8 protein-coding genes and 2 tRNA genes are annotated in these 11,263 nt (G+C 65.3%); all 10 read right to left on the bottom strand.

The annotated features are described in order from the left end of the window. Positions 1 to 3: 3 nt before the first annotated feature. A complete protein-coding gene (gene pnp / locus N5D91_RS06605) occupies positions 4 to 2,112 on the bottom strand; it encodes a polyribonucleotide nucleotidyltransferase (protein ID WP_032128652.1) in 2,109 nt (702 codons plus the stop codon). Between the two features lie 151 nt (positions 2,113 to 2,263). Next, a complete protein-coding gene (rpsO, locus tag N5D91_RS06600; protein WP_005410445.1) occupies positions 2,264 to 2,524 on the bottom strand; it encodes a 30S ribosomal protein S15 in 261 nt (86 codons plus the stop codon). 173 nt (positions 2,525 to 2,697) lie between these two features. Continuing rightward, on the bottom strand, positions 2,698 to 3,606 hold the full coding sequence (truB, locus tag N5D91_RS06595; protein WP_110712981.1) for a tRNA pseudouridine(55) synthase TruB: 909 nt from the start codon (positions 3,604 to 3,606) through the stop codon (positions 2,698 to 2,700). A gap of 107 nt (positions 3,607 to 3,713) precedes the next feature. Beyond that, positions 3,714 to 4,097: a 30S ribosome-binding factor RbfA gene (gene rbfA, locus N5D91_RS06590; protein WP_005410447.1), complete on the bottom strand. Its 384-nt coding sequence runs from the start codon at positions 4,095 to 4,097 to the stop codon at positions 3,714 to 3,716. A gap of 125 nt (positions 4,098 to 4,222) precedes the next feature. Next, positions 4,223 to 6,868 carry a translation initiation factor IF-2 gene (gene infB, locus N5D91_RS06585; RefSeq protein WP_032128650.1) on the bottom strand — a complete coding sequence of 882 codons (2,646 nt, stop codon included), beginning with the start codon at positions 6,866 to 6,868 and terminating at the stop codon, positions 4,223 to 4,225. 92 nt (positions 6,869 to 6,960) lie between these two features. Further along, positions 6,961 to 8,472, bottom strand: coding sequence for a transcription termination factor NusA (gene nusA / locus N5D91_RS06580; RefSeq protein ID WP_005410449.1), 1,512 nt, complete (start codon positions 8,470 to 8,472; stop codon positions 6,961 to 6,963). A 4-nt stretch (positions 8,473 to 8,476) separates the two neighbouring features. Beyond that, positions 8,477 to 9,067: a ribosome maturation factor RimP gene (gene rimP, locus N5D91_RS06575; protein WP_180853735.1), complete on the bottom strand. Its 591-nt coding sequence runs from the start codon at positions 9,065 to 9,067 to the stop codon at positions 8,477 to 8,479. 366 nt (positions 9,068 to 9,433) lie between these two features. Beyond that, a tRNA-Met gene (locus N5D91_RS06570) sits at positions 9,434 to 9,510 on the bottom strand. Positions 9,511 to 9,594: 84 nt separating this feature from the next. Further along, positions 9,595 to 9,671 (bottom strand) — tRNA-Met (locus N5D91_RS06565). Positions 9,672 to 9,798: 127 nt separating this feature from the next. After that, positions 9,799 to 11,259: an NADH-quinone oxidoreductase subunit NuoN gene (nuoN, locus tag N5D91_RS06560; RefSeq protein ID WP_180853736.1), complete on the bottom strand. Its 1,461-nt coding sequence runs from the start codon at positions 11,257 to 11,259 to the stop codon at positions 9,799 to 9,801. Positions 11,260 to 11,263 lie beyond the last annotated feature (4 nt).

Below are 11,263 nucleotides of genomic sequence, written 5' to 3'. Positions count from 1 at the left end.
CGATTATTCGGCGCTGACGGCGTCGCCTTCTTCCACGGCCTTCATCGACAGGCGGATACGGCCCTGCTTGTCGACTTCCAGCACCTTGACCTTGACCACATCGCCTTCCTTCAGCACGTCGCCGACCTTCTCGACGCGATCGCTGGAGATCTGCGACACGTGGACCAGACCGTCCTTGCCCGGCAGGATGGTGACGAACGCACCGAAGTCCATGATCTTGGCGACCTTGCCTTCGTAGATGCGGCCCGGCTCGACGTCCGAGGTGATCTGCTCGATGCGGGCCTTGGCGGCCTGGGCAGCGATGGCATTGACCGAAGCGATGACGATGGTGCCGTCATCCTGGATGTCGATCTGGGTGCCGGTTTCCTTGGTGATGGCCTGGATGGTCGAACCACCCTTGCCGATCACTTCGCGGATCTTGTCCGGGTGGATCTTGATGGTCAGCAGGCGCGGCGCGTAGTCCGACAGCTCTTCACGCGGAGCGGTCAGGCCGTGGGCCATTTCGCCCAGGATGTGCAGACGGCCAGCCTTGGCCTGCTGCAGGGCCTGCTTCATGATCTCTTCGGTGATGCCTTCGATCTTGATGTCCATCTGCAGGGCGGAGATGCCCTCAGCGGTACCGGCCACCTTGAAGTCCATGTCGCCCAGGTGATCTTCGTCACCCAGGATGTCGGACAGGACGACGAAGCGCTCGCCTTCCTTGACCAGACCCATGGCGATACCGGCAACCGGCGCCTTCACCGGCACGCCGGCGTCCATCAGGGCCAGCGACGAACCGCAGACCGAGGCCATCGACGAGGAACCGTTCGACTCGGTGATTTCCGAGACGACGCGGATGGTGTACGGGAAGGCTTCCAGCGACGGCATGACAGCCAGCACGCCGCGCTTGGCCAGGCGACCGTGGCCGATTTCGCGGCGCTTCGGGCCCATCATGCGGCCGCACTCACCCACCGAGAACGGAGGGAAGTTGTAGTGGAACAGGAAGTTTTCCTTGTACTCACCAGCAACGGCGTCGATGACCTGGCCGTCACGGGCGGTGCCCAGGGTGATGGTCACGATGGCCTGGGTTTCGCCGCGGGTGAACAGCGAGGAACCGTGGGTACGCGGCAGCACGCCGGTCTTCACGGCGATCGGGCGGACGGTGTCCAGCGCACGGCCGTCGATACGGACCTTGGTGTCCAGCACCGAGTCACGCATGGTGCGGTACTCCAGCTCGCCGAATTCCTTCGACAGCTCGGCCGGGTTCCAGCCTTCAGCGGCCACGCGGCCAGCCAGGGTTTCGACCACGTCCTTCTTGATCGCCGAGATGGCGTCACGGCGCTGCAGCTTGTCACGCACCTGGAAGGCTTCGCCCAGGCGCGGGCCGATGGCTTCCTTCAGGGCGGAGATCAGCGCGTCGTTCTTGGCCGGGGCTTCCCAGGTCGACGGCTTGGTGCCGGCTTCGACGGTCAGCTCGTTGATCGCGTTGATGACCTTCTGCATTTCGCGGTGACCGAAGGTCACGGCGCCCAGCATCACTTCTTCGGACAGCAGCGCGGCTTCGGATTCGACCATCAGCACGGCGTTGGAGGTACCGGCGACAACCAGTTCCAGCTGCGAGTCAGCCAGTTCGCTGACGGTCGGGTTCAGGATGTACTCGCCGTTCTTGTAGCCGACCTTGGCAGCGCCGATCGGACCCATGAACGGGGTGCCGGCCAGGGCCAGAGCAGCCGAGGCGCCGATCAGGGCCGGGATGTCACCGTCCACGTCCGGGTTCAGCGACATGACCGTGGCGATGATCTGCACTTCGTTCTTGTAGTCTTCCGGGAACAGCGGACGGATCGGACGGTCGATCAGGCGCGAGATCAGGGTTTCCTTCTCGGTCGCACGGCCTTCACGCTTGAAGAAACCACCCGGGATACGGCCGCCGGCGTAGAACTTTTCCTGATAATCGACGGTCAGCGGGAAGAAGTCCTGGCCTTCGCGCGCGCTCTTGGCGGCGACGGCGGTGACCAGCAGTACGGTGTCGTCCATCTTGACGATGACGGCGCCGCTGGCCTGACGGGCGACTTCGCCGGTCTCAAGCGTGACGGTGTGCTTGCCGTACTGGAAGGTTTTGGTGATTTTTGCCACGGAGGGTGTCCTTGGGGATGCTGTCTGCGAATTTGGACCGTCGGCGACCCTTGCCGCCAGCGGGTGGCCGGATCGTTCCGGCCTGAATCGGGGATTGCGGTGCTACAAAACAAAACCGCGGCGCATCGCTGCGCCGCGGGGGATTCGTTGCTTAGCGACGCAGGCCAAGCTTCTCGATCAGGGCCTTGTAACGCTCGACGTCCTTCTTCTTCAGGTAGTCGAGCAGGCTGCGACGGCGGTTGACCATCTGCAGCAGGCCGCGGCGGCTGTGGTGGTCCTTCTTGTGGGTCTTGAAGTGGCCGGTCAGCAGTTCGATGCGGGCGGTCAGCAGTGCAACCTGGACTTCCGGGGAGCCGGTGTCAGCCGAGCTGCGCTTGTTGTCTTCAATGACCTTCTGGGTGTCGATCGACATTTCTTTTTTCTCTGTGATGCGTGGCCGGCAGGAACGCGCTTCGCGCACCGCCAGGCTCGCCGTGGACTACGAGGATGAAACCTGCGCGAGGCAGGCTGCCGGAAAACGGCCGCGAAATTGTAACGGCCGGGGGCTTCCGGGACAAGGACCGGGGCTGAACCGCCCGGCCCAGGTCAGAGGTTGAAACGACGCTGCGGGGCCAGCAGGCCACTGTCATCGACCTGGCCCAGGCCCTGGACAGCATCGTCCGGGCCAAACACGGCCACCAGGCCATGCGGCCAGGACAGGTCGCGCTGGCGCTGGCCGACGCAGAAGCGGTGGGCCTGGTCGGCATCGAGGTCGACCCGCGGGTATTCAGCCAGGCCGGCCGCCAGCGGCAGCAGCAGCGCGTCCATGCCGGCCTCGTCGCCCGCCTCGACCATCGCCCGCAGTTGATCCAGCGTGACCATGGCAGGCTCGCGGAACGGCTCGACCCACAGCCGGCGCAGCGCGCTGATGTGGGCGCCACAGCCCAGGCTTTCGCCGAGGTCGCGGGCCAGGCTGCGGATATAGGTGCCGGAGCCACAGGTCACGCGCAGCCGCAGCCGTTCCGGCTGCTGCTCCAGTACCTCGATGGCATGCACCTGCACCTCGCGTTCCGGCGCTTCGATGACGTCACCGCGGCGGGCCTTCACATACAGCGGCTCCCCACCCTGCTTCAGCGCCGAATAGATCGGGGCACGCTGGCGGATGTTGCCGGTCAGCGGCACCAGCGCCGCCTGCAGGGCCTCGGCACTGATCGCCGGCACCGCGCGCTGCAGCAGCACCTGGCCTTCGGAGTCATCGGTGTCGGTGGTCTGGCCCAGCATGATCTCGGCGTCGTAGGCCTTGGCCGAGCCGAGCAACAGTCCGGCAATCTTGGTCGCCTCGCCGAAGCACAGCGGCAGCAGGCCGGTGGCCAGCGGATCGAGGCTGCCGGTATGGCCACCCTTTTCGGCACGGAACAGGCGACGGGCCACCTGCAGGGCGGCGTTGGAGCTCATGCCGGTCGACTTGTCGAGCAGCAGGATGCCATCCAGGCGGCGGAACTGAATTCGGGTCATGACAGGAGTTTGTAGAGTCGAGCCATGCTCGACTGCTGCAGCGCGGTCTGCATCAGACATCGCGCAGCCGGAATGCAACAACGCCGGGCATGCCCGGCGTCGCGCGGTTATTCTTCGTCGCTCTCGCGACGCTTCTCGGCGGCCAGCGTATCGGGCAGGTCGCGCAGGATGTTGTCGATGTGTTCACCACGGTCGACCGAGTCGTCGTAGTGGAAATGCAGCTCCGGCACGTGGCGCAGCTTCATCGCTCGGGCCAGGTCCATGCGCAGGCGATAGCCCAGCTCCTTCAGGCCGGCCACGGCTTCAGCCGAACGTTCCGGCATCAACGCAGTGACGAATACCTTGGCATGGGCCATGTCGCGGGTGATTTCCACGTCGGACACGCTCACCGAGGGCAACCCGTGCTCGCGCACGGCGTTGTGCACCAGGGTGCCGAGTTCACGGCGCAGCTGGGCGGAGACACGGTCGGTTCGATGGAAAGTCTTGGGCACGCGGTCGGGCTCTCGATTCAAATGTGACCCGACCAAGGTCGGGTCCTACCAGGAGGAGCGGCCCGACATTGGTCGGGCCCCACCAGGGGGCGGACCGGCCCGTGAGGGCTGGTCCGTTGCAGCAATTACAGGGTGCGCGGCACTTCGATACGCTCGAAGCACTCGATCTGGTCACCCGGCTTGACGTCGTTGTAGGCCTTCACCGCGATACCGCACTCGGTACCGTTGCGGACTTCCTCGACGTTCTCCTTGAAGCGACGCAGCGATTCCAGCTCGCCCTCGAAGATCACCACGCTGTCGCGCAGCACGCGGATCGGCTTGTTGCGCTTGACCACGCCCTCGATGACCATCGAACCGGCGACGGCGCCCAGCTTGGAGCTGCGGAAGACGTCGCGGACCTCGGCGATACCGATGATCTCTTCGCGGATCTCCACGCCCAGCAGACCGGAGGCCACCTGCTTCACCTGGTCGATCACGTCATAAATGATCGAGAAGTAACGCAGGTCAACGCCGTTGGATTCGATGATGCGACGGGCCGAAGCATCCGCACGCACGTTGAAGCCGATGACGGTGGCCTTCGAAGCGGCCGCCGAGTTGGCGTCCGACTCGGTGATGCCGCCCACGCCGGAGTGGATCACGTTGATGCGGATGTCTTCGTTGGACAGCGCGACCAGTGCCTGGCTCAGGGCCTGCACCGAACCCTGCACGTCGGCCTTGATGACCAGGTTGAGGACCTGCTGGCCCTCGCCCTTGCCCAGGGTCGCCATGATGTCTTCCATGCGGCTGCCGGCGGTGGCGACCAGGCGCGATTCACGGCGCTTGGTTTCGCGCTGCTGGGCAACGTCCTTGGCCAGGCGCTCGTCCTCGACCACCACGAAGTCGTCACCCGCTTCCGGCACGCCGGACAGGCCCAGGACCTGCACCGGGATGGACGGGCCGGCGAACTCCGGCTGCTTGCCGGTTTCGTCGAACAGCGCACGCACGCGGCCGTACTGGATGCCGCACACCAGGTAGTCGCCCTTCTTCAGGCGGCCCTGCTGCACCAGCACGGTGGCGACCGGGCCACGGCCCTTGTCCAGCGACGATTCGATCACCACGCCCGAAGCGCGGCCTTCGTCGACGGCCTTCAGTTCCAGCAGTTCGGCCTGGATCGAGATGGCGTCCAGCAGGTCGTCGATGCCCAGGCCGGTCTTGGCCGAGATCTCCACCATCTGGGTGTCACCACCGAAGTCTTCGGCCACGACCTGCTCGGACAGCAGTTCGTTCTTGACCCGCATCGGGTCGGCGTCGGACTTGTCGATCTTGTTGATCGCCACGATCAGCGGCACACCCGCCGAACGCGCGTGCTGGATCGCTTCCTTGGTCTGCGGCATGACGCCGTCATCGGCGGCCACGACCAGCACCACGATGTCGGTCAGCTTGGCGCCGCGCGCACGCATCGAGGTGAATGCCGCGTGGCCCGGGGTATCCAGGAAGCTGATCACGCCCTTCGGCGTATCCACGTGGTAGGCACCGATGTGCTGGGTGATGCCGCCGGCTTCGCCGGTGGCGACCTTGGTGCGGCGGATGTAATCCAGCAGCGAGGTCTTGCCGTGGTCGACGTGGCCCATGATGGTGACCACCGGCGGACGCTGGGTGGCTTCGCCCTGGTTTTCACCGGTCGAGGCCAGCAGTGCGTCTTCGGCATCGTTGTCGTTGGCACGGATCGCCTTGTGGCCGAGTTCTTCGGTCACCAGCGCGGCGGTGTCATGGTCGATGGACTGGGTGATGGTGGCCATCACGCCCATCTTGAACAGCGCCTTGACCACCTCACCGCCCTTCAGCGCGAGCTTCTGCGCCAGGTCGGCCACGGTGATCGTGTCGCCGATCGCCACTTCACGCACCACCGGCGCGGTCGGACGCTCGAAGGCGTGCGGACCTGCATTGTTGCCACCGCGCGACATGTCGCGACGGCCACCGGCCTGGTTACGCCCGCCCGGACGACCACGGGTGTTGCTGTTGTTGCTGTTGCCACGACGCGCGCGGTCGGCAGCCGACAGGTGCATCTGGCCGGCGAAACGGTCGCCCGGGCCACGCTCGTTGCGCGGCGCGCTGCGGTTGTTGCGGTCGTCGTTGCGCGGCGGCGGCGGAGCGCTGCGCGGCGCAGCCGGAGCGGCGGCCGGAGCACGCGGCGGGCGCGGCGCGGTTTCATCGATCGGAGCGCGCTTGGGCTTGCTGGCAGCCAGCGCCTCGGCAGCCTTGGCGGCGGCCGCAGCTTCCTCGGCGGCCTTCTTCTCGGCCTCTGCGCGTTCCTTGGCCGCAACCTCTTCCTCACGGGCACGGACGATGGCTTCGTCGCGCAGACGATCCTTCTCGGCCAGGGCCTGCTGTTCGGCGAGGTTGCGCGCACGCGACTCTTCCAGCTTGCGCAGGATGTCGGCGCGCTCTTCGTCCGGGGTCATGGCGCGAGCACCATCCTTGACGTAGGTACGCTTCTGGCGCACCTCGACATTCACGGTCGTCTTGCTGCGACCGGAGCTGACCGTCACTTCCTGCTGTTTCCGGCGGTTGAGCGTGATCTTCTTTGCGGACTGATCCGTCTCTTCCGGGGCCTGCTCGGGCTTGCCATGCGAACGACGAAGGAAGCCCAGGAGCTTCACCTTCTCGGTACTGGTCACGACCTGGTCGGGACCGCTGAACTTCATGCCGGCACCGGCCAGCTGTTCCAGCAGTTTTTCGACCGGCGTGTTGACCAGTTCGGCAAGCTTGCGGATGGTGGTTTGCTGCGACATTCGGATCCTATGATCTTGTGGGCGCCCCCCCGCATCTGGAGGTGGCGCGGATTCTACGCCCTGAGCGGCTCAGGGCCCTGTTCATTGCCGGCTCATTCGCCGCGTTCCAGTCGGGCGATCTCCTCGGCACGCGCGGCCAGGATCAGCGCAGCGGCGCGCGCCTGGTCCAGCCCTTCGATGCCGAAGTCCATGACCTCGTCGGCGGCCAGGTCGGACAAGTCCTCACTGGTGCGCACGCCGTGGCCGGCCAGCGCATACGCGGTGGCTTCGTCCATGCCCTTCAGGGACAGCAGGTCCTGCGCCGGCTGGCCGTCTTCAAGGCCTTCCTCGACTGCCAGGGCCTCATTGAGCAGCGCATCGCGGGCACGAGCGCGCAGCTCTTCGACGATGTCTTCGTCGAAACCTTCCACGGCCAGCAGTTCGCCAACCGGGACATACGCGATTTCCTCGACGGTGCCGAAGCCTTCGCTGACCAGGATGCCGGCGATCTCTTCGTCCACTTCCAGCTTGTCCATGAACAGCTGGCGGGCCGAAGCCTGCTCGGCCTCCGACTTGGCAGTGACCTGGTCCTGGGTCATCACGTTGAGCTGCCAGCCGGTCAGGCGGCTGGCCAGGCGCACGTTCTGGCCGCCCTTGCCGATCGCCTGGGCCAGGCGGTCTTCAGCGACAGCCAGGTCCATCGAGTGCTTGTCTTCATCGACGATGATCGACTGCACTTCGGCCGGCGCCATCGCGTTGATGACGAAGTTGGCCGGGTTGTCGTTCCACAGCACGATGTCCACGCGCTCGCCATTGAGCTCGTTGGACACGGCCTGCACGCGCGAACCGCGCATGCCGATGCAGGCACCGATCGGATCGGTGCGCTGGTCGTGGGCCAGCACGGCGATCTTGGCGCGGTCGCCCGGATCGCGGGCGCAGGCCTTGATTTCCACCAGGCCCTGGCCGACTTCCGGCACTTCCAGCTTGAACAGCTCGATCATGAATTCCGGGGCGGCGCGGCTGATGAACAGCTGCGGGCCACGCGGTTCCGAACGGACTTCGGCCAGGTAGCCGCGCACGCGGTCACCGGCGCGCAGCACGTCGCGCGGAATGCCCTTGTCCTTCGGGATGAAGCCTTCGGCGTTACCACCGAGGTCGACATAGATGTTGCCGCGCTCGGCGCGCTTGACCACGCCGGTGATCAGCTCACCCACGCGATCCTTCCATGCATCCACGACCTGCTGGCGCTCGGCTTCGCGCACGCGCTGGACGATGACCTGCTTGGCGGCCTGGGCAGCAATGCGGCCGAAGTCCGGGTTCTCGATCTGCTCTTCGATGTAGTCGCCGACGTCCACGCCTTCGGCTTCATCGACGGCGTCCATCAGGCGGATCTGGCGATCAGGCGATTCCATGACCACGTCATCGGCCACCACTTCCCAGCGGCGGAAGGTTTCGTAGCTGCCATCCTTGTGGTCGATGACCACGCGGGTCAGCACTTCCTCGTCGGGATAGCGCTTCTTCGCTGCCGAGGCCAGGGCGGCCTCGATGGCATCGAAGATCACTTCACGCGGCACGCCCTTCTCGTTGGCGACCGCGTCGACTACCAGCAACAGTTCCTTGCTCATTGGCTCACTCCGCGCGCGGCTTCTTTGCCGCCGGCTCGTTGGAAGAAGAATTCGTGTTCGGCTTCGGACGCTTCGGTGCCGGACCGGTCGGCTTGCTCGGGGCCAGCCCCAGCGCCACCCAGTCGGGCATGATCCGTGCCTTGTCGATGTTGTCGGCCGACACGACCACTTCGGCCCTGTCGACGATGAAGGTGATGGTGCCCGCGGCCTCGTCGGTCGCTTCGATGCGGCCCTGCAGGCGACGGCGATTGTCCTGCGGCAGCTTCAGCGTGACCTTGGCCGATTCACCCTGGTGGCGGGCGAACTGCTCCAGGTTGAACAGCGGGCGGTCGACGCCCGGCGAGGACACTTCCAGCGTGTAATTGCCGCTGATCGGGTCTTCGACGTCCAACTGCGCCGACACTTCGCGGCTGACCCGCTCGCAGTCGTCGACATTGATGATGCGCTCGGGCTGTTCAGCCAGCGGCACGTCGATGTAAAGGCGCAGGGTCGCACCGCCGGGGGCCGGCAGATACTCAACGCCCAGCAGCTCCAGGCCCAGCGACACAACGGTCGGGGCGAGCAGATTCGCGATGTCGGTTGCCTTGTCGCTCACAGCCTGCCTTGATCTCTTGGTTGGGTGCCGGCCTTGGCCGGCGTGAAAACATGACGCCCCGGAAACGACAAAGGGCCCGCTGGGCCCCTTTTCCGGAAAGACTCCGGTGACTGGATTCCGGTTGCAACCTGCAGTGCCTGCCGGTTGCGGCCCTCCTTCCGGGTCCGGACTCCCGCTGGGAGGCCGCCTTCAGGGGTACTGCTAGGTCGCTGATGATAGCGACTGCACCGCGCTGGTGCAAGGTGCGGACCCGGGGTCAGATCCCTTTTCCACGGGAAAAGGGATCTGACCCCAATCACGCAGAAACGATGCAGGCCCCAAAGAAAAACGCCCTCGAAGCAGGACTTCGAAGGCGATCTCTTTACTTGGTAGCGGGGGCAGGATTTGAACCTGCGACCTTCGGGTTATGAGCCCGACGAGCTGCCAGACTGCTCCACCCCGCATCAGAAGCGGAATTATGAGGCATAACTTCAAAACCTGCAAGCTTTTCCTCATTCATCGAACTGGTTGGCGCCGATTCGATGTGTTGGTAGCGGGGGCAGGATTTGAACCTGCGACCTTCGGGTTATGAGCCCGACGAGCTGCCAGACTGCTCCACCCCGCACCGGAAGTGTTTGAACTGCTGCCCTGCTCTTTCGAGGAGGGCTACCGCAACGATGTTCTGGCTGAACCGCTGCAGTGACAACTCAGGCTGCGCATATTACACGAATCGCGCAGCTTTGTGTCAACTTTTATGCAAGATGCGCAAATGCCTGCTGGCACCAGACCATGATCGGGTTCCAGGCCAGGCCCAGCGCCAGCAGCGCCAGCGCGTTCACGCCCAGCACCAGGCCCAGCACGCGGTCGTTGCTGCGCGGCATGGCCTCGCCCACCGGCTCATCGAAGTACATGACCTTGATGACGCGCAGGTAGTAGAAGCAGCCGACCACGGCACACAGCACGCCAAGGATGGCCAGCCACAGCAGGCCCCCGTTGACGGCCGCGCCCAGCACCGCCAGCTTGGTCCAGAAGCCCAGGAACGGCGGGATGCCGGCCAGCGACGCCATGATGCACAGCACCAGGCCGGCCATCCACGGGTTGCGGGCATTGAGGCCCTTGAAGTCTTCGATGTTCTCGGCTTCGAAGCCGGCACGCGACAGCGCGATGATCGCGCCGAAGGCGGCGGTCGACATGATGGCGTAGGCCAGTGCGTAGAACAGTGCGGCGGCATAGCCCTGCGAACCGCCACCGGCAATGCCCATCAGCAGGAAGCCGATGTGCGAGACGGTGGAGAACGCCAGCATGCGCTTGAGGTTGCTCTGCGCGATGGCCATCAGGTTGCCGATGACCAGCGAGACCGCGGCCAGGCCGGCGATCAGCAGCTGCAGTTCGGTCGACAGCGGGCCCACGCCCATTTCCAGCAGGCGGTAGGCCATGCCGAACGCGGCCAGCTTCGGCGCCGAGCTGATGAACAGTGCGATCGGTGCCGGGGCACCTTGGTACACGTCCGGCAGCCACATGTGGAACGGCGCGGCACCCAGCTTGAAGGCGACGCCGGCGATCATGAACACCGCACCGGTGATCAGCAGCACGCGCTCTTCCGAGTGCGGGATGGCCTCGCGGATGACGTCAAGGTGCAGGCTGCCGGTGGCGCCGTAGATCAGCGACATGCCGTACAGCAGCAGGCCAGAAGCCAGCGAACCCAGCACGATGTACTTCATCGCCGCTTCCGAGGCCAGGCCGTTCTCACGGTTGCTGGCGACCAGGGCGTAGGAGCACAGCGCCAGCAGTTCCAGGCCCAGGTAGACCATCAGCAGGCTGCCGGCCGAGACCAGGATCATCATGCCGGCGGTGCCGAACAGGATCAGCACCGGAATCTCGCCCTGGAACAGATTGCGGTCGCGCAGATAGCGCCAGCCGTAGACCAGGGTCAGGCCGCTGAGCAGCACGATCCCGGTCTTCATCACGTCCGCGGCGGTATCACGCACGAACATGCCATGGAAGACCCCCCCCTGCCCGCCCACGCCAGTGGCCAGCATGAACAGCACCACGGCCAGCGCAGCGAGCGAGAACAGGTGGGTGACGATCTTGTTCCGGTTGCTGACGAACAGGTCGAGGATCATCAGGGCGAAGGCGCTGCCGATCAGCACCAGCTCGGGAGCGAGCGGTGGCAGGTCAGCGGCGGTCAATGGCAGCAGCGGCGAGGTGGTCATCATC

The organism is Stenotrophomonas sp. GD03794 (genome assembly GCF_029842145.1).
GTDB classification, from domain to species: Bacteria; Pseudomonadota; Gammaproteobacteria; order Xanthomonadales; family Xanthomonadaceae; genus Stenotrophomonas; species Stenotrophomonas riyadhensis.
Note: the sequence above shows the minus strand (reverse complement) of the source record. Positions and strands in the feature narration are given on the sequence as shown.